This window comes from Actinoallomurus liliacearum (genome assembly GCF_039542035.1).
In the GTDB taxonomy this organism is placed as follows: domain Bacteria; phylum Actinomycetota; class Actinomycetes; order Streptosporangiales; family Streptosporangiaceae; genus Actinoallomurus; species Actinoallomurus liliacearum.
In genome coordinates, this window is record NZ_BAABHJ010000002.1 from 625658 (window position 1) to 649664 (window position 24007).

General features: G+C 72.1%; 27 protein-coding genes. 6 read left to right on the plus strand and 21 right to left on the minus strand.

The genetic code is table 11. The annotated features are described in order from the left end of the window. Nucleotides 1–8 precede the first annotated feature (8 nt). Together ABD978_RS05490 and ABD978_RS05495 are read right to left on the minus strand one after the other, a co-directional pair. Complete coding sequence (locus ABD978_RS05490; protein WP_345349279.1) at nucleotides 9–278, minus strand: carboxymuconolactone decarboxylase family protein; 270 nt, start codon at nucleotides 276–278, stop codon at nucleotides 9–11. A 182-nt stretch (nucleotides 279–460) separates the two neighbouring features. After that, the gene (locus ABD978_RS05495; protein ID WP_345349282.1) at nucleotides 461–1516 is read right to left on the minus strand and encodes a hypothetical protein; all 1056 of its coding nucleotides are present in this window, start codon (nucleotides 1514–1516) and stop codon (nucleotides 461–463) included. 117 nt (nucleotides 1517–1633) lie between these two features. On the opposite strand from ABD978_RS05495, the gene ABD978_RS05500 reads away from it, so the two are divergent. From ABD978_RS05500 to ABD978_RS05510, 3 genes are all read left to right on the plus strand, one after another. Then, nucleotides 1634–2431, plus strand: a complete 798-nt coding sequence (locus ABD978_RS05500; RefSeq protein WP_345349285.1) for an alpha/beta fold hydrolase — start codon at nucleotides 1634–1636, stop codon at nucleotides 2429–2431. Nucleotides 2432–2442: 11 nt separating this feature from the next. Continuing rightward, nucleotides 2443–2607: a hypothetical protein gene (locus ABD978_RS05505; RefSeq protein ID WP_345349288.1), complete on the plus strand. Its 165-nt coding sequence runs from the start codon at nucleotides 2443–2445 to the stop codon at nucleotides 2605–2607. A 121-nt stretch (nucleotides 2608–2728) separates the two neighbouring features. Then, complete coding sequence (locus ABD978_RS05510) at nucleotides 2729–3268, plus strand: DUF6817 domain-containing protein (RefSeq protein WP_345349291.1); 540 nt, start codon at nucleotides 2729–2731, stop codon at nucleotides 3266–3268. 67 nt (nucleotides 3269–3335) lie between these two features. On the opposite strand, the gene ABD978_RS05515 is transcribed toward ABD978_RS05510, so the two are convergent. Continuing rightward, the gene (locus ABD978_RS05515; protein WP_345349294.1) at nucleotides 3336–4361 is read right to left on the minus strand and encodes an aldo/keto reductase; all 1026 of its coding nucleotides are present in this window, start codon (nucleotides 4359–4361) and stop codon (nucleotides 3336–3338) included. 122 nt (nucleotides 4362–4483) lie between these two features. Between ABD978_RS05515 and ABD978_RS05520 the strand changes: the two genes are divergently transcribed. Continuing rightward, entirely contained in the window at nucleotides 4484–5131 is a 648-nt protein-coding gene (locus ABD978_RS05520) for a TetR/AcrR family transcriptional regulator (RefSeq protein ID WP_345349297.1), read from the plus strand. Between the two features lie 82 nt (nucleotides 5132–5213). Here the strand turns inward: ABD978_RS05520 and ABD978_RS05525 are convergent, their stop codons facing one another. The 3 genes from ABD978_RS05525 to ABD978_RS05535 form a co-directional block, all read right to left on the minus strand. Further along, a complete protein-coding gene (locus ABD978_RS05525) occupies nucleotides 5214–6263 on the minus strand; it encodes a glycoside hydrolase family 113 protein (protein ID WP_345349300.1) in 1050 nt (349 codons plus the stop codon). A gap of 128 nt (nucleotides 6264–6391) precedes the next feature. Beyond that, entirely contained in the window at nucleotides 6392–7363 is a 972-nt protein-coding gene (locus tag ABD978_RS05530; protein ID WP_345349303.1) for an HD domain-containing protein, read from the minus strand. Next, the gene (locus ABD978_RS05535; protein ID WP_345349306.1) at nucleotides 7360–7686 is read right to left on the minus strand and encodes a PadR family transcriptional regulator; all 327 of its coding nucleotides are present in this window, start codon (nucleotides 7684–7686) and stop codon (nucleotides 7360–7362) included. The genes ABD978_RS05530 and ABD978_RS05535 overlap by 4 nt, the downstream gene beginning before the upstream one ends. Before the next feature lie 167 nt (nucleotides 7687–7853). Between ABD978_RS05535 and ABD978_RS05540 the strand changes: the two genes are divergently transcribed. Next, the gene (locus ABD978_RS05540; RefSeq protein ID WP_345349309.1) at nucleotides 7854–8150 is read left to right on the plus strand and encodes an NIPSNAP family protein; all 297 of its coding nucleotides are present in this window, start codon (nucleotides 7854–7856) and stop codon (nucleotides 8148–8150) included. Continuing rightward, nucleotides 8147–8665 carry a hypothetical protein gene (locus ABD978_RS05545; RefSeq protein ID WP_345349312.1) on the plus strand — a complete coding sequence of 173 codons (519 nt, stop codon included), beginning with the start codon at nucleotides 8147–8149 and terminating at the stop codon, nucleotides 8663–8665. Before ABD978_RS05540 ends, ABD978_RS05545 begins: the two co-directional genes overlap by 4 nt. Nucleotides 8666–8798: 133 nt before the next feature. Here ABD978_RS05545 and ABD978_RS05550 read toward each other — a convergent pair whose 3' ends face one another. From ABD978_RS05550 to ABD978_RS05620, 15 genes are all read right to left on the minus strand, one after another. After that, nucleotides 8799–9569 (minus strand): ABC transporter ATP-binding protein, encoded by a 771-nt coding sequence (locus tag ABD978_RS05550; RefSeq protein ID WP_345349315.1) that lies wholly within the window; start codon nucleotides 9567–9569, stop codon nucleotides 8799–8801. Next, nucleotides 9569–10621, minus strand: coding sequence for a FecCD family ABC transporter permease (locus tag ABD978_RS05555; protein ID WP_345349318.1), 1053 nt, complete (start codon nucleotides 10619–10621; stop codon nucleotides 9569–9571). The genes ABD978_RS05550 and ABD978_RS05555 overlap by 1 nt, the downstream gene beginning before the upstream one ends. Beyond that, on the minus strand, nucleotides 10614–11693 hold the full coding sequence (locus ABD978_RS05560) for an ABC transporter substrate-binding protein (protein ID WP_345349321.1): 1080 nt from the start codon (nucleotides 11691–11693) through the stop codon (nucleotides 10614–10616). Before ABD978_RS05560 ends, ABD978_RS05555 begins: the two co-directional genes overlap by 8 nt. A gap of 43 nt (nucleotides 11694–11736) precedes the next feature. Further along, nucleotides 11737–12201, minus strand: coding sequence for a copper chaperone PCu(A)C (locus ABD978_RS05565; RefSeq protein ID WP_345349324.1), 465 nt, complete (start codon nucleotides 12199–12201; stop codon nucleotides 11737–11739). Further along, nucleotides 12198–14387, minus strand: a complete 2190-nt coding sequence (locus tag ABD978_RS05570; protein WP_345349327.1) for a heavy metal translocating P-type ATPase — start codon at nucleotides 14385–14387, stop codon at nucleotides 12198–12200. Before ABD978_RS05570 ends, ABD978_RS05565 begins: the two co-directional genes overlap by 4 nt. Continuing rightward, the gene (locus ABD978_RS05575) at nucleotides 14384–14602 is read right to left on the minus strand and encodes a hypothetical protein (RefSeq protein WP_345349330.1); all 219 of its coding nucleotides are present in this window, start codon (nucleotides 14600–14602) and stop codon (nucleotides 14384–14386) included. The genes ABD978_RS05570 and ABD978_RS05575 overlap by 4 nt, the downstream gene beginning before the upstream one ends. A gap of 71 nt (nucleotides 14603–14673) precedes the next feature. Next, nucleotides 14674–15366: a YcnI family copper-binding membrane protein gene (locus ABD978_RS05580; RefSeq protein ID WP_345349333.1), complete on the minus strand. Its 693-nt coding sequence runs from the start codon at nucleotides 15364–15366 to the stop codon at nucleotides 14674–14676. Nucleotides 15367–15524: 158 nt separating this feature from the next. Beyond that, nucleotides 15525–16160 (minus strand): hypothetical protein, encoded by a 636-nt coding sequence (locus ABD978_RS05585; RefSeq protein WP_345349336.1) that lies wholly within the window; start codon nucleotides 16158–16160, stop codon nucleotides 15525–15527. Nucleotides 16161–16313: 153 nt separating this feature from the next. Next, nucleotides 16314–17342, minus strand: coding sequence for an allantoicase (gene alc, locus ABD978_RS05590; RefSeq protein WP_345349339.1), 1029 nt, complete (start codon nucleotides 17340–17342; stop codon nucleotides 16314–16316). Nucleotides 17343–17345: 3 nt separating this feature from the next. Then, entirely contained in the window at nucleotides 17346–18650 is a 1305-nt protein-coding gene (gene allB / locus ABD978_RS05595; RefSeq protein ID WP_345349342.1) for an allantoinase AllB, read from the minus strand. Continuing rightward, nucleotides 18647–19027 (minus strand): allophanate hydrolase-related protein, encoded by a 381-nt coding sequence (locus ABD978_RS05600; RefSeq protein ID WP_345349345.1) that lies wholly within the window; start codon nucleotides 19025–19027, stop codon nucleotides 18647–18649. The genes allB and ABD978_RS05600 overlap by 4 nt, the downstream gene beginning before the upstream one ends. Continuing rightward, nucleotides 19018–21318 carry a molybdopterin cofactor-binding domain-containing protein gene (locus tag ABD978_RS05605; protein ID WP_345349348.1) on the minus strand — a complete coding sequence of 767 codons (2301 nt, stop codon included), beginning with the start codon at nucleotides 21316–21318 and terminating at the stop codon, nucleotides 19018–19020. The genes ABD978_RS05600 and ABD978_RS05605 overlap by 10 nt, the downstream gene beginning before the upstream one ends. Beyond that, nucleotides 21315–22676 (minus strand): 8-oxoguanine deaminase, encoded by a 1362-nt coding sequence (locus ABD978_RS05610; protein ID WP_345349351.1) that lies wholly within the window; start codon nucleotides 22674–22676, stop codon nucleotides 21315–21317. The genes ABD978_RS05605 and ABD978_RS05610 overlap by 4 nt, the downstream gene beginning before the upstream one ends. Next, nucleotides 22673–23146 (minus strand): (2Fe-2S)-binding protein, encoded by a 474-nt coding sequence (locus ABD978_RS05615; RefSeq protein WP_345349354.1) that lies wholly within the window; start codon nucleotides 23144–23146, stop codon nucleotides 22673–22675. The genes ABD978_RS05610 and ABD978_RS05615 overlap by 4 nt, the downstream gene beginning before the upstream one ends. Beyond that, entirely contained in the window at nucleotides 23137–24006 is an 870-nt protein-coding gene (locus ABD978_RS05620; protein WP_345349357.1) for an FAD binding domain-containing protein, read from the minus strand. Before ABD978_RS05620 ends, ABD978_RS05615 begins: the two co-directional genes overlap by 10 nt. Nucleotide 24007 lies beyond the last annotated feature (1 nt).

Consider the following 24007-nt stretch of genomic DNA (forward strand, 5'->3'; position numbering starts at 1 on the left):
GGAGCGGGCTACCGGTAACCCCGCTTGAGCAGGTATTTGGCTCCTGCTTCGAAGCCCTCGGGGCTCAGCAATACGAGCCCGAAGGCGTCGGCGAGCCGGTCGGTGGTGTTGAAGGCGACGCAGACCGCCAGCGCGTCCTGGACCTGCTGGGGTGAGACACCGGCGGCCAGCACCTCCCGCATGTCCTCGGCGTCGGCCTTCCCCTCCCGAGTCAGTTTGCCGAGCATTCGCAGCGTTGCCCGCAGCGGCTCTGCGACGGGAGCCGAGATGCCTGGCACGCCGTGTTCCGTCCACTCAGGACGGAGGCTCTTACGGGCTCCGCCGGCTATCAGCTCAAGTCACTCACTTGGACCGGGACTCCCGGGGGGCCGGTGCGGAGGCGATCGCGGTCACCTCAAACGCACTGGCCGCCGCCACCGCCGAAGCGCTCACCCCGGCCCGGCCCAGGGCGGTTCAGGTGTCAGTGGCAGGTCGTCGTCGGGTCGTCGTGGGTGAGGGCGCAGATGATGCGGTCGCCGCGTCCGGGATAGGTCTGGCGCACCGCCGCGGCGAAGTCGTGCCACTGGCGGCGGGTGTCGTCGATGGCCAGGCGCACCGCGCGGCTGAAGTTGTCCTGGACCTGGCCGCGCGCGGTGCAGACGTTCTTGCCGTCCTCCGTGCAGGAGGTGACGCCCGTACGAGCGTCGATCACTCCGTGGTCCTTGTTGATCCAGGCGTGCTTGAGTCGGGTCCGGCCGCCGTCGGTGCACCCGGCGCGTTCGCCGGTGATGGCGGCCTGGGCGTCGAAGCAGCCGGTGGTCAGCCAGCCGGGCACGTTCGTTCCGGTCGGCTCGGCCCCGAACAGGGCGAACAGCGGGCTGACGCCGCCTTGCCGGCCGCCGGGCGGGTTGTGCACGCCGACCGGCCCGGCCGCGGCCTGATCGGCCCAGTTGCTGTGCGAGTAGAAGTCCTGGACCGCGTGCAGGGCACGCCCGAACTCTTCGATCACATCGCATTTGGCCCGGCCGGACACCCGGTTGAAGGTGCAGTCGCCGTTGGGGCGCGGCGGGAACAGCGAGGGTTTGAGGCTGACCTCTCCTGGTTTGATGCGGCCGTCGCGGTCGAGCAGGTCGGCGGCTCGGCGGAGGCCGGCGCGTACTCGGGCGCGGGCGTGATCGACGCACTCGATCAGGGCGGCGGTCGCTCGCTGCCGGTCCTGCGGCCGGTAGTCGGGGCCGTCGACGTAGTCGGCGTTGTCGCAGTGCGCCGCGGAGGTCAGGATCTCCCCTGTCAGCGGGTTGTCCGGGGAGCCCACCGCTCCGAACGTTCCCTTCTTGCCCGCGACCTGATCCAGGGACCGCGGCTCGAAGCAGTCGGAGCCGGCACCAGAGGCGCAGCCCAGCGCGGCACGCGTGATCCGCTCGTGCTCGGCCAGGTGGCCGACCGTGCCGAACGCATGCGCGCGTGGCGCGGTTCCCACCAGCAGGACGGTGGCGGCTGCGGCCGCCACGGTCGCCGCGGTGATCGCATTGGGCATGGCTCTCCGGGAACTCCCGGCATGGGCGGTCGATACGGCGGGCGGGACGGTCGTCGGCATCCGGTTCTCCTTCGTTGGCCATGCGTGCAACACAGTGAAACAGATCGACTACTCAACGTGAACGCATCCCAGCGGCGCGTCGTCGTGTCCGCCGGGGCGACGGCTTCCGCCCTTTCGACCATCCCTCGCCGCCGTTGCAACCTCGACAACTGGGACCCGGTCCTGACCGACGGGCTCGCCGCGTCTCGCGAGGTGATCCTCGTCGACTATGCCGGGGTCGGCTCGTCGAGCGGCGCGCCGTCGGGGTCGGTCGCCGAGACCGCCCGCCAGATCATCGCCCTCACCGAGGCGCTCGGCCTCGAGCAGATCGACCTGCTCGGCTTCTCTCTCGGCGGGTTCGTCACCCAGGAGATCGCCCTGGTGCGACCCCGGCTGATCCGGCGGCTGGTGCTGGCCGGCACCGGCCCCGAGGGTGCGCCGGGGATGCACGCGTGGCGCGCCGACATCGAGTCGCACGCCCGGGCGACGGTCAACGACGCCGACGACCTGCTGTACATCTTCTTCGCTCACCCCGAGACGAGCCAGGCACTGGGCAGGGAGTTCCTCGGCCGGATCTTCAGACGGACCGAGGACCGCGACGCGCCGACCACCACCGCGGTGCGCGACGCGCAGTACGACGCGATCGTGGAGTGGGGCATTCCCGACCACGCGGCATTGCAGCGGCTGACCGGCATCCGGATGCCCACGCTGATCCTGCAGGGCGACGACGACCTGATGATCCCCACCAGGGCCAGTCACCTCATGGCGGGGCTCATCCCGGACGCGTGCATTCGCGTCTACCCCGACTCGGCGCACGCCTCGCTGTTCCAGTACCCGGCCGAGGCCGCCAAGGACATCAACGAGTTCCTGGACTGAAAGGCAGAGACATGTCCGACCTGCTCGACGAGATCATGGCCGCGTACGGCGGCCGTAAGGCATGGAACGAAGCCCGGCGGATCAGCGCGCGGCAGTTCTTCGGTGGTGTGCTGTGGGCGATGAAGGGCCGCCCGGGCGCGCTGAACGACGTGCAGGTGACCGTCGACCTGTCCTGATACATCGCTGCGAAGTAACGCGCGGGGACGGACGCCGGGACGCCCGTACTCCGCTCCCCGCACTGTCGTTCCCGGCGGATCGCCGATGTAATGGAGCCCGACCATCATGAGGAGGCGCCGCATGGCCATCGATCGGATCGCAACCTTGGTCGAGTCGCTTGCCTCGTACGGCGCGAACGATATCCCGCATCCGGGCGGTACCTTGCTGGCCCATCTGGAGCGCGTTCACGCGCTGCTCACGGAGTGGGGCGCGCGACCGGCGTTGCGGCTCGCCGGGCTGTGCCATGCGTACTACGGCACCGATGGCTTCCCCACCGCGCTGGGCGACGTGGCCGAACGGGACGAGTTCGCCGCGCTCATCGGCGTGGAGGCCGAACGACTCGTCCGCTTCTACGCCGGCTGCGACCGCGGCTTCTCCTACCCCCATCTCGCCGAGGCCGAAGGACCGTTCAAGGATCGGTTCACCGGCGCCGTGAGCCGCCCGCCCCTACCGATGCGGCGGGACTTCGCCGAGCTCACCGCCGCCAACGAGCTGGACATCATGCGGGTCAACCCCGACCTGCGCGCCCAGCATGGACCAGGTCTCCTCCGGCTGTTCACCTCATGGCGGGAACTCCTCAGCGCCCCCGCCTGGCAGGCCGTCCAGACGACCCTGCCCTGACCGGCGTCGACGGTACGGCGGGCGCCGCTGCGGCGTCCGCCGTACGAGAGCGGTGAGGGTGGGGCGGTCAGGCGGCGGCGCGTTCACCGACGGGTCGGCGGCGGAGGGCCGGGCGCTGGAGGGCCGGGGGCACGTAGGCCATGTCGAGCGTGCCGACATCGGTGCCGGGCGGAACGATCTCGTCGATCCGGTCGAGGATCTCGTCGGTGAGGGTGACGTCGACACCGGCGAGCAGGTCGTCGAGCTGCTCCATCGTACGCGGCCCGATGATCGCGCTGGTCACGCCGGGATGAGCGATCGCGAACGCCATCGCGAGGTGCGTCATCCGCAGGCCCGCCTTCTCCGCGAGCGGAATGATCTGCTCGACGGCATCGAGCCGGCGCTCGTCGCTGAGATGCTTGAAATAGGCGGCGCGGCGGAGGTCGGTCTGCTGTCCCTTCCGGATGCGCCCGGTGAGCAGCCCCTGCGCGAGCGGACTCCACACCAGCGTGCCCATCCCATGGCGTTGGGCGACGGGCAGCACTTCGGCCTCGATGCCACGGTTGAGGATCGAGTAGGTCGGTTGTTCGGTGCGGAACCGTTCCAGACCGCGCCGCTCGGCCACCCACTGGGCTTCGACGATGTCGGAGGCGGGCATCGTGGACGACCCGATCGCTCGGACCTTACCGCTGTGGATCAAATCCGAGAGCGCGGAAAGCGTCTCCTCGATGTCGGTGTCGGGGTCCGGTCGGTGGATCTGGTAGAGGTCGAGGTGGTCGGTCTGCAGGCGACGCAGCGAGTTCTCGACCGCGGTCATGATCCAGCGCCGCGAGTTGCCGCGCTGATTGGGATCGTCACCCATCGGGAGATGGAGCTTGGTCGCGAGGACGACGTCGTCGCGACGCCCCTTGAGCGCCTTTCCCACGATCTCCTCCGACTCGCCGTGGGCGTACGCGTCGGCGGTGTCGATGAAGTTGATCCCCGCGTCCAGCGCTTTGTGGATGATGCGGATCGAGTCGTCGTGGTCGGTGTTGCCGTGGGCGCCGAACATCATCGCGCCGAGCGCGTAGGGACTGACCCTGATGCCGGTCCGGCCGAGGACGCGGTACTGCATACGGTTACTCCTGAGGTCGAGGCGTGGTGAGCGCTCGGTCGATGCCGTACCCTGAACGTAAGTGGAATGCTCTTCCGGAACTATACGGAAAAGCTTTCCGGTTAAGCAAGCGAAGGAGTGTCGTGACGGAGAAGACGGCGCCGACCGGTGTCGACTCGACCGGCGCCGCGGGCCCGGGCGCACCCGAACGCGCGCCGCGTCGGCGGCGCGCCGACGCGCAGCGCAACGTCGACTCCCTGCTCGAAGCGGCCAAGACCGTCTTCGGCACCTCGGGCGTGGACGCGCCCGCCAAGGAGATCGCCGATCTGGCCGGCGTCGGCGTCGGCACGCTCTACCGGCACTTCCCGCAGCGCTCGGACCTGGTCAAGGCCGTATTCCAGCGCGAGGTGGACGCCTGCGCGGACGTGGCCCCGGCGCTGGCCGAGGCGCACGAGCCAGGAGCGGCACTCGCCAAGTGGCTCCACCGCTACACCGAGTTCCTCGCGACCAAACGCGGACTCGCCACCGCCCTGCACTCCGGCGATCCGGCGTTCGACGCGCTGCCCGGCTACTTCATGCAGCGATTCAGACCTGCCCTCGGATCCCTGCTGGAAGCCGCCGCGGCGAGCGGCGAGATCCGTGCCGACATCAGCGCCAAGGACCTCCTGTACGCCGTCGCCAATCTGTGCATGCCCGCGGCGGACGAGGGAGCCGCCTACAGCCGGCGCATGGTCGCGCTCCTCGTCGACGGACTGCGCTACGGCGCCGATCCGGGCCGCTCTCGCTCCTGACGCCGCCAGCCGGGCCTACCGGCGCCGCCCCCAGGCGGAGAGACATGCTGGGGGGCTCGCGGCACGCGATGGCGCCGCAGGGTCAGGCCTCGGCGGCCTTCTTCTTCCGGGCCCGGCCGAACTCGGCCATGACGTGGAAGGCCGCCTTGGGCTCCAACCCCAGCTCCGCGTACGGCCCTTCGGCCGCGCCGGGCGGCAGGACCCTGACCACCCCGAAGCTGGCCGCGTCGAAGTCGAACTCTGGATCGTGGAGGGCCGTGGTCGCCAGGTCCCAGCGGGCGAAGGTGTAGACGAACGCGGCGTCGACGCCGGCCGCGTCGTAGATGTCGAGCATCTCCCGGATGTACGAGGCCTGCTCCTGCTCGTCGCGCACCGTTCCGGCGGACAGCCGCACCGGCCGCGCGTTCTCGCTCCACTCGACGATCGAGTCCCCGCGTCCGCCCAGGTCGAAGGCGCCACGGAAGGTTCCACAGCCGAATTCGGTGACGCCGAACGGCCTGCCCCACGCCACCTGCGCGCGCAGCGCGTCGGGGAGCGCTTCGGCGTTCGTCGCGTCGCGATACCCGGAATCGGTGGCGGCGATGTCGAACGGCGTCCAGTCCACGCCCTCGAAGGCGACGGACGCGTAGCCGATCGGGCCGCCGAAGCGGGCGCGAACCTCGGTGACGACGCGGCCGAGGAACGCATTGAGCGTGGCGTGCAGCCGGGGAAGCAGGGCGCGGAACGCGGCGGGATCGGCCAGGTTCGCCGACCGCTCCTGCAAGGTGTCGCCCGGCAGGAAGCCGTCGGTGAACAGGGTGATCTCGGAGCCGGTGAGGAACACGACGCGCGCGCCGTCACGGCGCAGGCGCTCGGCACGTTCGGCGGCGTCAGTGAGGAACGCGAGGAGCTCCTCCTGGCTCAGGCCGTTCGTGAACGGCGAGTACCAGACCTCCAACCCCGCGTCGGCTGCGGCCCGCGCGGCGGCCTCCAGGCGGTCGGCGTGACCGCCGGTGATGCGGACCGCGTCGCAGTGCAGGTCCTCGCGGATCACCCGCATCTCACGCTGGACGACGTCCGGGAGGAACGGTTCGTGGGTCGTGGTCCCACCGGAGGTGAAACCGGTGTCGTAGTTGATGCCGAAGGCGCGCATCGCCGCTCCGATCCGTGGTGGACTTAGGGTACGGAGCGTACCTTATGTGGACGATACGCCGTGCCCCACAACGCGCGCGATCTACGGGCGCCGGCCCGCGCACGAGATCCTCTTCGCGTCGGGACCGGCTACGAGGACGTCTCGTCCGATTCGCCGATGCCGAGCCTCGCGCGCAGACGGGCGACCCCGGCGTGCAGGACGGGCGGCACGGTGATCAGGGTGACCGTGGCGTCGACGACGCTCGTCCGGGCGGTCTCCACGATCATCCAGCCGACCAGGAGTGTCAGCGGAACCCACGTGCGCAGGTCCGTTCGCAGGATCCAGCGGAGAGCGGCGAGGAGCCAGTGGGCCGGGGTGGCGCGCGCCGGGCGGCGCAGGGTCAAGGCCAGCGCGGGCATGCCGAGGATGAGCCGTAATACGAAGCGGATCCGGTCAGGGCGGCTCGGCAGGACATCGAGCTCGCCGAGCCATTCGTCCAGATAACGCGACCTGGCCGTGGCCGGGAGCAGCAGCGCGCCGAGCGCGAGCGCCCGGCAGATCGCACCGGTGTCCTCGGACAGGACGGCCAGGTGATCGCGGGCGATCGAGGCGAGCTCGTCGGAGACGTCGCGCAGGCCGAGCCGCCGGGCGAGCGGCGCCATCAGGTCCAGCGTGTGCCGGCACTTCAGCCGCTGCTTGTCCTCGTCCAGGTAGCGCAGGGTGCGCATGTTGTGCAGCCGGTCGAGCACCTTCAACGCGAGCACGCGATCGTCGGCGGTGTCGATGGCCGCCTCGTCGTGCCGGCGATCCAGCTCGGTCACGCTCTCGACCAGGATGGCGATCTCGTCGCCGAACTCCTCGCGGAGCCGGGCGGCGTCGCATCCGGTGTCCTCGATGACGTCATGAAGCAGAGCGGCGCAGACGGTCGCGCCGTCCAGGCCCGAGCCGGCGGCGATCTCCGCGACCGCCAGCGGATGGGTGATGTACGGGTCACCGCTCTTGCGGAACCGGCCTTCGTGGCAGCGGGACGCGAACTCGTACGCGCGCCGGATCCTGTCACGCTCCGTGGCCGGAAGATCGTCGGGCAGTCGTGCCAGCAGTGGTTCCAGGACGGCGTTCACGGGGTCGCCGTCCGGAGGCCGGCGGCCGCTCCGCGGGATCGCCGGGCCCGTTCGAGAGCCGCGCGGGCACGCACGGCGCCCTCGTCGGTGAGCGTGTAGTAGTAGCGGGCGCGTCGCCCCTCGGCCAGGTGCTCGGCCGGGGACTCCTTGCGGCCTTCGATCCAGCCGAACCGCTCCAGCCGGGCCAGGATCGGATAGATCGTGCCGCTGGGCTGACCGGTCTCCGCGCACAGTTCGAGCCCGAAGCGCCGCTTCGCCGGATCGGCCAGCATCACGTTCAGGACGAGCATCGTCTGCAGGGTCATCCGAGGACCATCGACCATGTGTCGAACTCTAGATATCCAATGCGAAGCGTGACATTCCCCCAAGGGCCACACCCGCCTGACCCGTCCGACCGGATGCCTGGCGGCCATGGCGGGATGCTCGCCGCCCCCGGGTCGTGATCACAAGCGTTGTAGGGTCAACTGTGATCACTTGTGTCGTTGAGTACGTGATCGATCCGGCGAAGATCGACGCGTTCGAACGCTTCAGCCGCCGCTGGATGGAACTGGTCGATCGCCACGGTGGCACGCACCACGGATACTTCCTGCCGGCCGAAGGCGCCAGCGACAAGGCCCTCGCCCTGTTCAGCTTTCCCAGCCTCGCCGCCTACGAGGAGTACCGCAAGCTCTTCGGCGTCGACCCCGACTTCGTCGCGGCCGATCGCATCAGGGACGAGAGCGGGTGCGTGCTCCGCTACGAACGGACCTTCATGCGCCCGCTGCTTCCCGAACGCGGAGACGAGTGACCGTGGGCGTGCTGTACGACTACTTCCGGGCGCCGGACGCTGGAACAGCGTTCCGGCTGCTCGACGAGGGCGATGGAACACCGTCCGGCCCGGCGACCGTGCACACGGACATCGACGCGCTCGACGCCAAGGGAATCGACCCCGATGTCATCCTCGGACAGCTGATCGCGTTCATGGGAAACGTGCCGTGGAGCGTCGATCTGGTCAAGACCGTCGGAGTGTGGCCTCCGGAAGAATCGAAGCCCGCCTCGCTCGAGGAGTACGACCGGCTTCCCGAGGACTCGCCGTGGAACAGCGGTCCCTGGCTGGTCGAACTCGACGACCGGCTCCGCGACACGCTGGCAGACGTCGATGACCTCGCCCTGCCCTCGATCGCCGATCAGTGGGCGCACATCGAGGAATTCCGCGGCCATATGGACGTCGTCGCCGCGCGGGACATCATCGAGGGGTTCGTCGCGCTGGCCCGTCGCGCCCGGCGGGCCGACCACCGGCTCTACTGCTGGTGCTGCCTCTGACCTCCGCTGCTGCACCGCATGGGCCGGACGCCGGAACCCGGCGCTTAGGAGGACTCGTCCGCTCATGCGGCACCCGCTCGGGCGGAATCGAGCGCCTGACGCGATCACGTCGATCTCCGGTCGGCGCGGGCGCTCACTCGAGTGGTGAGGCCACGGCGATGTGCGGCCGGCCGGTGATGGGGTGGGAGCCGATGTGCGCGCGGACCCCGAAGACCTGGGCGATCAGCTCGGGGGTGAGGACCTCCGGCGGCGGGCCTCCGGCGGCGATCCGGCCGTTGTGCAGCACGACGACGCGGTCGGCGTAAGCGGCGGCGTGGTCCAGGTCGTGCAGCGCCGCGAGCACGGTCAGGCCGAGGTCGCGGACGAGGTCCAGCAGATCCAGCCGGGCTCGGATGTCCAGGTGGTTGGTGGGCTCGTCCAGGACGAGGAGCGGGGCTTGTTGCGCCAGCGCCCGCGCCAGCAGGACACGCTGTCGCTCGCCGCCGGACAGGGTCGAGAAGAGCCGTCCGGCCTGTGCCCCCATCCCGACCCGTTCGAGCGAGGAGTGGACGATGGCGCGGTCGGTGCCGTCTTCGCGTTCGAGGAGCCCTTTGTGCGGGGTCCGGCCCATGGTGACGACCTCGGCGACGGAGAGTTCGGCGTCCACGTCGCCGTGCTGGGTGACGACCGCGCGGCGGCGTGCGGCCTCGCGGTGCCGCATCGCCCACAGGTCGTCGCCGTCCAGGCACACGATCCCGCCGGCGGGACGAAGCGCCCGGTACACGGTGCGCAGTAGGGTCGACTTGCCGCTGCCGTTGGGCCCGATGAGGGCGACGAACTCTCCGGGTTCGGCGGTCAGCTCGATGTCGGACAGGATGGGATGGTCGTCGATGCGGACGGACAGGCCCGCGATGGTGAGTCGCATCAGATCCTCCCCCCGGCGCGCCGTCGCAGCAGCCACAGGAAGAAGGGCACGCCCAGGGCGGTGGTGAAGATCCCGATCGGGAGCTCCTCCGGGCGGTCGACCGTACGGGAGGCCAGGTCGACCAGGACGAGGAAGACTGCGCCGAGGAGCAGCGCGACGGGCAGGACGCGCCGGTGGTCACCGCCGACGATGAACCGGGCCATGTGGGGCACCATCAGCCCGATGAAGGCGATCCCGCCGGCGACGCTCACCACCGTGGCCGTCAGCAGTGATGCGACGATGAGCAGTGTGACGCGCAGCGTCTGGACCGGCACCCCCAGTCCGGCGGCGGCGTCGTCGCCCCCGGCGAGCGCGTTCAGGTTCCGAGCCTGCGACAGCAGGTAGATCAGGCAGAGCCCGATCACGACCGCGGGCACGCCGAGGCTGTGCCAGGTACCACCGGCGACGCTGCCCATGAGCCAGAACATCAAGCCCTGCAACTGCGTGGGGTCGAGCTGGAGCTGTACATAGCTGGTCGCCGCCGAGCACAGGTAGCCGACGGCGACACCGGCCAGCACCAGCCGGGAGTCCAGCAGGCGGCCGGCACGCTGGGCCAGGAGGTAGACGACCAGCACGCTCAGCAGGGCCGTGCCGAACGCGGCGCCGGTGACCCCGATTCCGCCGAGCGCCGTCGTCCCGAGCGCGGCGACCAGCACCGCGCCCAGCGACGCGCCCGAGGACACGCCTAGGACGTACGGGTCGGCGAGCGGGTTGCGGACGAGCGCCTGCAGGGCGACGCCCGCGACGCTCAAGCCCGCACCGGCGGCCGCCGCGAGGAGCACCCGTGGAGTGCGGATCTGCCAGACGACCTGGTCGCGGAGCGGATCGATCCCGTGGGTCCGGCCGGTCAGGTGCGCGCCGACCACCCGCCACACCGCGCCGATCGGCAGCGTCACCGAGCCGATCGAGATCGCCACCAGGGACGCCATGAGCACGGCCGTCGCCAGCCCGGCGATCAGTACGCCGGTCGCGCGGCCGGAGACCAGATGCGGCCGGTCGAGTCGTTCAGCCATCGGAGTGGATCACCTTCGCCAGCTTCTCGACCGCCCAGGCGTTCATCGGTCCCAGATACGCGCCGTCGGAGACGACCGCGTAGGTGCCGGTCTTCGACGCCTGCCACTGCGGATAGGCCGCGAACAGCCGCCGCGCCTCTTCGGCCGGCTTCTCATCGGGGGTGAAGACGCCGACGACCAGGACGTCCACCTGCGCGGCGGCCAGCTGCTCGGCGTTGAGGGTCCGTGTGGTGTCCTCTCCTCGTCCCGCGAAGGAGTTCTGGCCGCCGGCGGCCTTGATCACGTCGTCGTAGATGCCGCCGGTCATGACCGCGGGCAGGCCGTTGGCGTTCATCATCGACATCCCCGGATACGCGATGAGCACCTTGCGCGGCGGCGCCCCCGCGGCCTTCGCCTGAACGGCTCGCACGCGGGCACGGAGCCCGGCCACGACCTGCGCCGCCTTGACCTGCACGTCGAAGATCCGTCCGAGCAGGGTCATGAACTGGAACGATGACTCGATCGACGCGTGCCGCAGCGCCTCCTTCTCCGCCGAAGACGCGTTCGGCTTCCCCATCGCGCAGTTGACCGGGTTGACGAGGGAATTGATGCCCGCGGCGGCGAGCTGCTCCCGGGTCGCGAATCCGTTCCTGGCGTCGAACCCGCCGGACCAGGTGGAGACCACCAGATCGGGTTTCGCCGCCAGAACCTGCTCGGCGGGGACGTCGAAGTTCTTGTTCGTCGTCAGGCCACGAGTGGGCAGCGCCTTGATCGCCGCGACCATCGACGGGTCGTCCGACACGCCGTAGTGCTGGACGTTCGCCAGGATGCGCCCGGTCAGCCCGAGCATGATGAAGCTCTCCACCTCCCCCACCGACGTCCCGTTGAGAATCAGCACCCGGCTCGGTGGCCGGGTGAAGCCGACCTTCTGGCCGCAGTTGTCGAAGGTCAACGGGTAGGCGGTCCTCCCGGGCGCCGCCTCGCGTGTCACGGACGTGCTTCGGTCGGGGGCCTTCCCGCATCCGGCGGCGGTCAGGGCGAGGGCTGCGGTGAAGGCGCACAGGGCCGTCAGGTTCGGCCTGCGTACGAGCATGGTGAGTGATTCCTTCGCGAGATGATGGGGCAGGTCTCGAGCGTCAGGGCGCGGCGGACCCACTGCCGGGAGGGGCGACCACAGCGGTGACGCGCATCGTGCCGCCGTACCGGAACGTCAGCGTGAACGGCACTCTGCGGCCGACGGGCAGTGGTCCACGTGGCCGGATCATGACGTTGGTGGTGTAGGGCGTCATGCGCACGTCCGTATGGGCGGGAAGGGCCAGGCCGTCGAGCATGGTCATCCGCCCGACCCCTGCCGCGTACGAGTGACGGATGAGCATCGCCGACGAGGAGTCCGGTGTGCTGACGCTCAGCAGTTCGTCGTTCTGGTGGCCGGTGTTGACGATGGTGAAGTAGGCCCCGGTCTGCGCGGCGGTGGGCGCCATCACCCACGCGCCGGAGACCCGGATCCGAGCGGGGCTCCCGGCCAGGCCGGTCAGGGTCCAGGCCGCCAGCAGCGCCAGTGTCACCGCGCTCGCCAGAACGGTGGCCCGTACGGCGCTCATGTCCTCCTCCCGCGCAACAGCCGCAGGCTGTTGCCGGCGACCAGCAGCGAGCTCAGCGACATGGCGGCCGCCGCCAGCATCGGGTTCAGCCGCCCGAGTGCGGCCGGGGGGATGGTGATGAGGTTGTAGGCGAACGCCCACGCCAGGTTGACCTTGATCGTCGTGCTGGCGCGGCGGGCGATGACGATGGCGTCGGCGATCGCGCTGACGTCGGAGCGCATGAGTGTGACATCGGCGGCGCCGATGGCGGCGTCGGTGCCGTCGGCGACCGCGATGCCGAGGTCCGCGCCGGCGAGCGCCACGGTGTCGTTGACGCCGTCACCGACCGCGGCGACGACACGGCCTTGTCCGCGCAGGTCGGTGACGATGTCGGCCTTGCCGGTGGGATCGAGTTCGGCGTGCCGGTCGTCGATGCCGAGCCGGTCGGCGACGGCGCGTGCGGGTGCGGGGCGGTCTCCGGTGGCCAGCACCGTACGCAGTCCCATCCGGTGCAGGCGGGCGACGGCCTCCCGGGCGCCGTCGCGCAGACCGTCCCCGACCGCGAACACCGCGACCGGCCGGTCCTCGATCCGCAGGAGGACGCTGGTGTGGCCGTCGTGGTCAGCGCGGTCGACCGCGGCCCCCAGCGATGTGGGCAGCGGCTCGCCGGCCCAGCGGCCCACGCTGATCGACCGGCCGTCCACCACCCCACACACCCCGTGGCCGGCAATGGCGCGGAATCCGTCCGCCTCGGGCAGCGAGCCGCCGGAGCGTGCCGCCTGCGCGATGGCGCGGCCGATCGGGTGCTCGGACCGGTCTTCGAGGGCGCCCGCCAGCCGCAGCGCTTCGTCGGCGTTCACGCCGGGTGCGGTGGTGGTCTCCAGCAGCGTCATGCGGCCTGTCGTGAGCGTGCCGGTCTTGTCGAGCACGACCGTGTCGATCCGGCCGAGTCGTTCCAGGGCGTCCGGGCCGCTGATCAGCACGCCGTGGCGAGCGCCGGCTCCCGTGGCGGCCAGCAGCGCCAAGGGGGTGGCGAGCCCCAGTGCGCAGGGGCAGGCGACCACGAGCACGGCGATGCTCGTGCTGATCGCCGCGCCGGGGTCGGCACCGGCTCCGAGCCAGAACCCGAGCGCGGTGACCGCGATCGCCAGCACCATCGGCACGAAGACCCCGGCGATCTGGTCGGCGCGGCGCTGTGCCCGCGCCTTGCCGAGCTGCGCCTCGCCGACCAGTGCGGTGATCTTCGCGAGCCGGGTGTCGCCGCCGACGGCGGTGGCGCGGACCACGAGTGCGCCGCCGACGTTGGAGGTCCCGCCGGTCATCAGGTCTCCGGGACCGTACTCGGCTGGGACCGCCTCGCCGGTCAGCAGGCGGGTGTCCAGGGCCGAGGCTCCCTCGACGATGACGCCGTCGGTGGCGACGGTCTGTCCGGGCCGGACGATGAACCGCTGACCGGGCCGCAGCTCGCCGATCGGGATGCGGCGGCCGTCCGGCAGGTGCGCCTCCGTGGGGGCGAGCGCGTTCAGGGTCGCCAGCGCGGATCCGGTACGCCGCCGGGCGCGGGCTTCGAGGTACCGGCCGATCGAGACGAACAACGTGACGCCGCCGGCGGCTTCGAGGTACAGGTGCGCGCTCGCGTCCTCCGGGGTGGCCGTCCAGGCGAACGGCATCCGCATCCCGGGCGTGCCCGCGCCGCCGATGAACAGCGCGTACACCGACCAGGTGAACGAGACCAGCACGCCGAGGCTGACGAGGGTGTCCATGGTCGCCGTGGCGTGCCGAAGGCCGGCCACCGCGCGCCGGTGGAACGGCCACGCACCCCAGGTGGCGATGGGGGCGGCCAGTGCCAGGCACAGCCACTGCCAGTCGCGGAACTGCAATACCGGGGTCATCGACAGGACGAGGACGGGAACCGTGAGTACGGTCAGCACGATGACGCGATCGCGTGTGCGCCGACCGGTCCGATCCTCCTCGGGAGCCTGTTCCGGAGTGTGGCGTACCAGGCGGCCGCGGTATCCGGCGCGCTGCACCGCGCCGATCAGGTCTTCGCTGGTGACCGAGGCCGGGTGGGTGACCCGAGCCTGGCCGGTGGCCAGGTTCACCGCCGCGCTCACCCCGTCGATCCGGCCCAGCCGCTTCTCCAACCGGGACACGCACGCACCGCAGGTCATCCCCTCGATGGCCAGGTCGGTGGTCTGGGCACTCACCGATGTCCTCCTGGCATGGTCATGCCGCCCATATCGCGTTCGTCGGCCGGTGCGGTGCCGGGCGCGGTGCGGTGCATGCCCGGTGCGACCGGCCCGACCAGCCGCCCGACGGCGAACGAGACCGCGAACAGCGCGACGAGCAGCGCCGCGAAGCACAGGACCAGCGGGGACGGTGGCGCCGTCAGCGGTTGCTTCGTATCGGAGCGAACCGCCACTTCACGTCCTTGCGCGGGCATACGGGAGCGCCGCCCGGCCGTCCTGGCCGCCGGGCGGATGTGAGCGATCCTCATGCGCCGGTCGACCTACCGGATCGGCGCAGGGCGACGACGGCGACGCCGAGGGCGAGCAGTCCGGCGACCAGGCCCGCGGCGCCCAGGGCGGTCCCCGTGCCGTTCTCGGTCTTCTTCACGATCGGCTTCGCCTGCGGCGCGGTCGCCTTGGCCAGGGTGAGGGACGGCGCCGGGTGCTCCGGCTCGGGGCCACCGGTGGGCAGGTCGATCCAGCGCACGACGCTGGTCTTGCCGCTGTGGTCGGTGTAGGTCTGCAGGGCCTTGAAGTACAGCTTCGGGGTGTCGGTCGGCAGCGCCCCCATCGATACCCAGAACTGCTGGAACTGTCCGGGCTCGATCTTCCCGCCGGACCAGGTGATCGCCGTGACGGCCTCGGTGAGCTCGCCGCCTTCGACCTTGATCGGCTTGGGCAGCCGGCTCTTGGTGACCTCGGCCGTCCAGCCGGGCAGCGGCTGCACCGACACCGACGCGATCGGGTGGTCGGTGGGCAGATACAACTGCACCTTCGTGGTGTCGGCGTCCGGCTCCTCATTGGGGACCCGGATGTTGAACGCGCCGTAACCGCCCGGCTCGGCGGTGCTCGGGTTGATGGTGACATGCGCGGAAGCGGGCACGGCCAGCGCGACGATGGCGGCCGCGACGACGCCGGAACCGGTCAGCAGGCGCTTGGCGCCATGCGTGAAGGACATGGGTACTCCTCGGGAGAAGGGCAGGCGAACGACGATGATGGTGATCACGGCCCGTTCCTCGTCCCACGAGGCAGCGCGAAACGCCCCGGCCACGCGTAGGCGGGACCGGGTTCAAGGCGCGAAACGACCTGGGTGAGCGCGCGGAAAAGAGCCGTGAATCACATGGCGACGCGGAGAACGGCGCCGCTGCCCCGAGGAGGGCCACGCCGGACCAGGAAGTGCCGCAACACGGCCATGGCCGGGGGCGTCTGGTCCGCGCCCCGCCGACGCCGCGCCCCGGCGGGCCGCCGCGAGGCCGCGAGATCGATGTACGCCAGCAAAAGAAGGACCCGCAGGGCGCGGCCGAGCACCGCCTCGGCGAGTACGGCCAGCGCACGCCAGGCGGCCCGCTCCCCCGCGTACAGCCACAGCGCGACCAGCGCTCCGGCGAGCGCGTGCGCCCCGGCCATGCCCAGGCCGGACGCTCCGGATCCGTGGTTCATCGACGAGGCCGCACCCGAGCTCATGGCGGTGTGCATCCCACCGTGCATGGTCATGGCCAGGTGCGCGGGCGTCGGGCCGGGATCGGCGGGAGTGGCCCAGGCGAACCACTCGTGCAGGCACAGCTGAGCGCCCTCGACCGCCAGCAGGATCCACCACGCGGACCGGCGCCGGTCCGCCAGGTGGTAGCCGACCGCGGTCACCCCCGCGACAGCGGCCCAGCCCGCCCACGCCGGTGCCGGGCGGGAGGCCATCAGGTCATGCCCGGCCAGGGACAGCACGCCGCACACCACGGCGAAAACCGCGGCGCGCATCAAGCGGAACCAGCCGGGCGGACGCATGACCTCACCAACGACTACGACATGTAGTACCCGGAGACTACACCGCGCGCCTCTCCCGCCCCAGCGGGCCGATGTCGATCCGGGCCGGCCGCGTTCGTCGGTGGGGTCGGGTCTCTGGACGGGTGGTCAACCGGCGAAGGCGGTCCAGCGGTCGTGAAGGGCCCGTTCGCCGGCCTCGGTCAGGTCGCCCCAGACGCGGAGCCGGCCGATGCCGCCGTCGGGGTAGATGTCCAATCGGACGTGCGTCAGCTCGGGGGCCGGGTGCAGCCGGAAACGGTGACGGCCGTCCGGCTGGATCCTCGTCGGCGGCAGCACCGGCGTCCACTCCCCTGATGTCCGGGCGTCCTGGCCGGAGAGCGCGGCCCAGCCCGGAGCGTTGAACTTCAGGTGCGTCGTGTCGATCTCGACGAGCCTGGGCACACCCGGGGCGGCCAGCTCGACCACCACCCAGTCGTTGCCGTCGTCGCGCCGGCGCGCGGTCTCCCAGCCCTCGGCCTGGTCGCGCGGCAGGCCTGGGGCCAGGATGTTCTCCGGCCGGGAGTAGAACAGGTTCGAGCAGCCGGTGACCCGCGCGCCGTTCTCCAGGGCGGCGAGGTCCACCGTGAGGCCGGTGAGCAGCCGCGGGTCCGGGATCACCTCGCCGTGGACCCGGAGCCGCGCGACGCCGCCGTCCGGGAAGATGTTCAGCCGGACGTGGGTGAACCGCCGCGGCGCCTCGACCGGGAAGCGGTGTCGCGCATCCCCGCGCAGCGGGCCGCGCGGCACGATCTCCGTCCAGTCCCGGGCGGCCAGCTCCGTGACCGACGGGTACCCTTCGGCCGCGCAGGCCTCGACGGACGCGTACGGCGGGAAGTTCCCCCGGAACCAGGCGGTGTCGACGACGACGCCCCGGATCACGCCCGGCAGCCCGAGCCGGATGAGCGCCCAGTCGTGGCCGCGGTCGTCGACCGCCAGGTCGAGCGCCGACGGCCGCCGCCGGGCCGTCTCCCAGCCGTCGTACACCTGGCCCTTGCGCCCGAAGGTCGCCGCCCGGTGCTCGGCCGCCCAGGGGTTGATCAGGTTCTCCCGCTCCGCGAAGGACTCGTCGCTCGCGGCCGGCACGGAGCCGCCGAGGCTCCGGACCGCCAGATCGGGCAGCGCGGTGAAGTCGGCCATCCGTCACCTCCTCAGGAGGCGCCCGCGCGGCATGTCGTCGACGACCTCGCCGCGCAGCCAGGTGGCCCGTACGACGCCGGTCAGCTCGCGGCCCTCGTACGGGGTGAGGCGGTGGCGGGTGCGCAGTGCCGCCGGGTCGACGGTGAACGTCTCGTCCGCGGCGAAGGCCACCAGGTCGGCGTCGTTCCCGACCTCGATCGCGCCCTTGCCGGTGACGCCCGCCAGTGCCGCGGGCGCGGCCGACATCCACCGCACGACGTCCGCCAGCTCGTGACCGCGCCTGCGCGCCTCGGTCCAGACGGCGGGCAGGCCGAGTTGCAGGGCGGAGATCCCGCCCCAGGCCTCGTCGAAGCCGCCGCGCTTCAGCTCGGGCGGGCACGGCGAGTGGTCCGACACGACGCAGTCGATCGCTCCGGCGGCGAGCGCGCGCCAGAGCCCGTCCCGTACGGCGGCGTCGCGGATGGGCGGGCAGCACTTGAACTGCGTGGCACCGGGCCGTACGTCCGCCGCCGACAGGGTCAGGTAGTGCGGGCAGGTCTCGGCGCTCACCCGCACTCCCCTGGCCCGTGCCCGGCTGAGGGGTTCGACACCGTCGGCGGCCGACACGTGCAGGATGTGGGCCCGTACGCCCGTCGCCTCGGCGAGCCGGATCACCTGCTCGATCGCCTTCTGTTCCGCGCTCGGCGGCCGCGAGGCCAGGAACGCGTCGTACGTCCCGCCGACCGGGACGGACAGGGACCCGGGGTCCTCGGCGTGCACGATGACCAGCCCGTCGAAGGAGGCGATCTCGGTGAACGCCTCCTCCATCGCCTCGTACGACAGCGGCGGGAACTCGGGCACGCCGGAGTCGGCGGTGAAGCACTTGAAGCCGAACACCCCGAGGCCGTGGAGTGCCCGCAGTTCCGGCGTGTTGCCCGGGATCGCGCCGCCCCAGAAGCCGACGTCCGTGCGGCACCGGCCGGCGGCCGCGTCTCTCTTGACGGCCAGCGCGGCGGCGGTGGTCACCGGCGGGAGCGAGTTGAGCGGCATGTCCACGATCGTGGTGACCCCGCCCGCCGCCGCCGCGCGGGTCGCCGTGGCGAAGCCCTCCCACTCCGTACGGCCTGGTTCGTTCACGTGGACGTGGGTGTCGACGAGGCCGGGGAGCAGCGCGACCTCGCCCAGGTCCACTCGGGTACCGGCCGGCGGAGCGTCGTCGTGGCCGGTGACGGCGGCGATCCGCCCGTCCCGTACGGCCACGGCCGCGGGCCGTTCCCCGTCCGGGAGGACCGTGCGCCGCGAGCGTACGACCAGGTCGTAGTCGTTCATGGGGTGGTTCGCCGGTAGGCGGCCCAGCCGCCGTGGTCGGTGATGTCGAGCAGCTGCGGAAAGGACGTGGGCGGGCGCCGCAGCACCATGGCGAGGGACGACGTGCCGTCGGCGAGCTCGATCACGCCCAGTTCCAGCTCGGGCGGCTCGGCGGGCAGCAGCCGGTCGCGCAGGACGTCGAGGGCCACGTCGTAGACCTCGCCGGTGACGGGGGCGCCGCCGTGCGCGACCGGGAGGAGCGCGGGGAACCGGTCGGCGACCGAGTAGAGGCGGTACCGGGGCGCGGTCGTCGTCGCGGCGACCATCGGGGCGCCGTCGAGGAGGTGGTGCAGCGGTCCGCCGCGCATCCCCCCGCCGTTCAGGAACATCAGCGGCATATGTGCTCCGGTCGGATCGGTACCCGGTTCAACGGGCGGCCGGTGGCGTCGCGGACGGCCGCGACGATGGCGGGCGTCGAGGAGAGGGTGGGCGGTTCGCCGGCGCCGCGCAGGCCGTACGGCGCGTGCGGGTCGGGGCTTTCCAGGATGTCCAGCCGCATCGGCGGCATGTCGAGGATGGTGGGGATGAGGTAGTCGGTGAAGGACGGGTTCCGGACGAGACCGTCCTGGACGACGATCTCCTCCATCAGCGCGAGCCCGAGGCCCTGCGCCGTGCCGCCGTGGATCTGGCCCTCCAGCGAGAGCCGGTTCATGATCTTGCCGACGTCCTGGACGGCGGCCAGCTCGACGACCTTGACGAGGCCCAGCTCGACGTCGACGTCGACCACGGCGCGGTGCACGCAGAGCGCGAGCTGGACGTGGGTGTCGCCCTGCCCGGTGACCGGGTCCATCGGGACGGTGGGCCGGTGCCGGTACTCACGGATGTGCTCGACGGCCCGGTCGCCGAGGACGTCGGCGATCGCGGCGACCGCGCCCGCCGACGCCGACACGACCTTCCCGCCGGCCAGCGACAGGTCGTCGTCGGTGCCGAGCCGGGTCCGGGCGAGGGCGAGGACCTCCGCGCGGACCGCCGCGCAGGCCGCCCGCACCGCGCCGCCGGTCATGTACGACTGGCGGGAGGCGGAGGACGACCCTGCGTCGCCGACCCGGTCGTCGGCCGGGGCGACGGTGACCCGGTCGACGCCCAGCTCGGTCCGGGCGATCTGCTCCTGCAGCGTGACCAGGCCCTGGCCGACCTCCGCGGCGGCGGTGTGCACGACCACCGCGGGCTCGCCGCCGGCGACCTCCAGCCGTACGCGCGCGGTGGAGTAGTCGTCGAAGCCCTCGGAGAAGCAGATGTTCTTGATGCCCACGCCGTAGCCGACGCCGCGGACGACGCCTTCGCCGTGGGTGGTCTGGGAGACGCCGCCCGGCAGGTTCCGCAGGTCGGTGCGGTCCGGCGCGGCCGGCATCGGCATCGCCGCCAGCCGGGTGAGCATCTCGGCCAGAGGGGCCGGCGAGTCGATGACCTGGCCGGTGGCCAGCTTCGACCCCTGGCCCGCGGCGTTGATCCGGCGGATCTCCACCGGGCCGAGCCCGCAGGCCGCGCCCAGCCGGTCCATCATCGACTCGTAGGCGAAGCACGCCTGCACCGCCCCGAACCCGCGCATCGCGCCGCACGGCGGGTTGTTGGTGTAGACGCCGTAGGCGTCGATCTCGAGGTTCGGGATCTCGTACGGGCCGAGGCCGAGCGAGGCGGCGTTCGCCACGACGCTGGGCGTGGAGGAGGTGTAGGCGCCGCCGTCGAGGACGATCTCGGCGGTCGCGTAGCCGATCCGGCCGTCGCGGGTCGCGCCGTACTCGTAGCGCATCAGCGCGGGATGCCGGTGCACGTGGCCGAAGAACGACTCGTACCGGTTGTAGACGATCCTGACCGGCCGGCCGGTGCGCAGCGCCAGCATGCCCGCGTGGATCTGCATCGACAGGTCCTCGCGGCCGCCGAACGCCCCGCCCACCCCGGCCAGCGTCATCCGGACCTTCTCCTGGGGCAGCCCGAGGCACGGTGCGATCTGCCGCAGGTCCTGATGCAGCCACTGGGTGGCCACGAACAGGTCGAGCCCGCCGTCCTCGGCCGGGACCGCCAGGCCGGACTCCGGCCCGAGGAACGCCTGGTCCTGGATGCCGACGGAGAACTCGCCGGAGACGACGACCTCCGCCCGCGCGCGGGCGGCGGCGACGTCCCCGACGCGGACCGGTTGGTGGCGGACGACGCCTCCGCGCTCCTGCACCTTGCGGCCGTCCGGGTCGGCGACGACGGCGCGCGCGTCGGTGATCGGCTCGAGGACCTCCCAGTCGATCCTGATCCGCTCCAGGGCGCGGCGGGCCGTCTCCGGGTGGTCGGCCGCGACGATCGCGATCGGCTCGCCCTGGTACCGGACCTCGCCGATGGCGAGCACGGGCTGGTCGGCGTGGTCCAGCCCGTACACCTTCGTGCCCGGAACGTCCTCGTGCGTGAGGACCGCCTCGACGCCGGGCACGGCGAGGGCGGGGCCTAGGTCGATGGCGCGGATCCTGGCCCGCGCGTACGGGCTGCGCAGCGTCGCGCCGAACAGCGTGCCGTCGATCCACAGGTCGGAGGCGTACGCGAACTCGCCGGTGACCTTGAGCGTTCCGTCGGGCCGGAGCGCGCTGTCGCCCACCCCGCCCCGGCCCGGGGCGACGACGTTCCCGCGCGTGGCCGACGTCGTCACAGGACCTCCTTCGCGAGTTCCATCAGGCGGCGGTGCGCGTCGGCGCCGGCCCGGCCGATCTCGTCCTGTGGCGCGGAGACGAGCACGTCGTCCTCCACCACCGTCCGGCCGCCCACCAGGAGTCGCGCCAGCGGCGGGGCCTGCCCGTGGACGAGCGCGACCACGGGATCCTCGACGGCCGCGTGGAAGCCGTCGACCCGCCAGACGGCGATGTCGGCGAGCTTGCCGGCCTCCAGCGAGCCGATCTCGTCCGCCCGGCCCAGGAGACGGGCGCCGCCGAGGGTGGCGAGTTCCAGGGCCTGCCGGGCGGTCAGCGCGCTCGGGCCGTACCTGGCCCGCTGCAGGTACACGGCCTGCCGGAGCTCGCCGATCAGCGGGACCATCTCGGCCGACGCCGGACCGTCCACGCCCAGTCCGACCGGGACGCCCGCGTGGAGCAGGTCACGGACGCGGGCGATGCCCGAGCCGAGCCGCGCGTTCGAGCTGGGGCAGTGCGCCGTGCCGGTGCCCGCGCCCGCCATCGCGGCGATGTCGGAGTCGCTCAGGTGGACCGTGTGCGCGAACCACACGTCGCCGCCGAGCCAGCCGGCCCGCTCCATGTACTCGACCGGAGTGCGGCCGAACCGCTCCTTGCAGTACTCCTCCTCGTCGAGCGTCTCGGCGAGGTGGGTGTGCAGCCGGACGCCCGTGGCACGTGCCAGGCGCGCCGACTCGACCAGCAGGTCCTCGCTGACGGAGAACGGCGAGCACGGGGCCACCGCGATCCGCAGCATGGAGGAGAACGAGTCGTCGTGGTAGGCGTCGATCACGGCGGCGGTGGCGTCGAGGATGTCGTCGAGCGTCTCCACCACCTCGTCGGGCGGCAGTCCGCCGTCCGACTCGCCCCGGTCCATCGAGCCCCGGCAGGGATGGAAGCGCAGGCCCACGCGGCGGGCGGCGTCGATCTCGGCGGCGAGCAGGTCGCCGCGGCCCTTCGGGAAGATGTAGTGGTGGTCGGCGACGGTCGTGGCGCCCGACCGGGCCAGCCAGCCGAGCCCGGCGGCAGCCGCCCCGCCGACGACCTCGGCGTCCATCTTCGCCCACGGCCGGTAGAGGGTGACCAGCCAGTCGAAGAGCGTGTCGTCCGCGGCCATGCCCTGCGAGGCCCACTGGTAGAGGTGGTGGTGGGTGTTCACCAGGCCCGGCGTGACCAGGCAGCCGCGCGCGTCGATCCGCTCCACCCGCTCCGTGCCGGGGAGGGCCCGCGCCGGGCCGGGGCCGATCGCGGTGATCCGGTCTCCGTCGATGACCAGGTGGCCGTCCGGGATCTCCGCGCCGACCACCGGCGCGAGGTAGGCGTGGTCGATGACGACGATCATCGCATCGCGGCCTTCAGCTCGGCCGCACGTCGTACGGCGTCCAGGATCTTCTCGTACCCCGTGCAGCGGCACAGGTTGCCCGCGAGCGCCTCGCGAATCTCCGCGTCGGAGGGCTCGGGCACCCGCGTGATCAGGTCGTCGGCCTGCACGAGCAGGCCGGGCGTGCAGAAGCCGCACTGCACGGCGCCGCACTCGGCGAACGCCTGCTGGACGGGCGCGAGCCCGTCCGGGCCGGCCAGGCCCTCGACCGTCCGGACCTCGCGGCCCTGCGCCTGCCCGGCCGCGACGAGGCACGCGCAGACCGGCAGGCCGTCGAGGTAGACCGTGCAGGAGCCGCACTCGCCCTGCTCGCAGGCGTTCTTCGCGCCGAGCAGGCCGAGGCGCTCGCGCAGGACGAACAGCAGGCTCTCGCCCTCCCACACGTCGTCGGCGACCTGTTCGCGGCCGTTGACGGTGAACGTCACGCGCATTCGCGGGCTCCTCTCCGGTGGTCGTGCCACGCCCAGGTCAGCGCCCGGCGCGCCAGCACGCCGAGCGCGTGCCGGCGGTACTCGGCGGTGCCGCGCACGTCGTCGATCGGGCTAGCGGCCGTCCGGACCAGCTCGCCGAAGCGCTCGGCCACCGCGTCGTCCAGGTCGGCGTCCCAGTCCGCCTCGGCGGCCAGGAACTCCTCGGCCGCGTACGCGCGGCGCGGCGTCGGAGCGGCGGAGCCCAGCCCGGTCCCGACCCGCCGTTCGGCCGGGAACAGCGCGACGGCGAACGAGCAGACCGCGATCACCATCGCGTTGCGGGTTCCGATCTTGGAGAAGTACTGCGGGCCCGCGGCCGGCGCCGTTCGGAAGGCGCGGATCAGCTCGTCAGGCTCGAGCGCGTTGCGCTTCACGCCGAGGTAGAACTCGGTGGCCGGGATCAGCCGGACGCCGCGCGCCGCCGACTCGACCTCGTAGACCGCGTCCGCCGCCAGCAGCGGCGGATGCGCGTCGCCGGCCGGCGAGGCCGCGCCGAGGTTGCCGCCGGCCGTGCCACGCGTCCGGATCTGCGGGGAGCCCACCGTACGGGCCGCCTGGGCCAGGCCGGGCAGCCGGTCGCCCAGCTCGGTGATCAGCCGGGCGTACGACACACCAGCCCCGACGCGGACGGTCCCGTCGGGCAGCGTCTCCCAGCGGGCGAGCTCGCGGACCGGTCCCAGGTCCAGCAGCGCCGACGGGCGGCGCAGGTCGAAGTTCAGCTCGACCATGACGTCGGTACCGCCCTGGATCGGCAGGGCGTCCGGGCGCTCGGCCTTGGCGGCGAGCGCCTCTTCCCAGGTCGTGGGGTGTAGGAAGTCCATC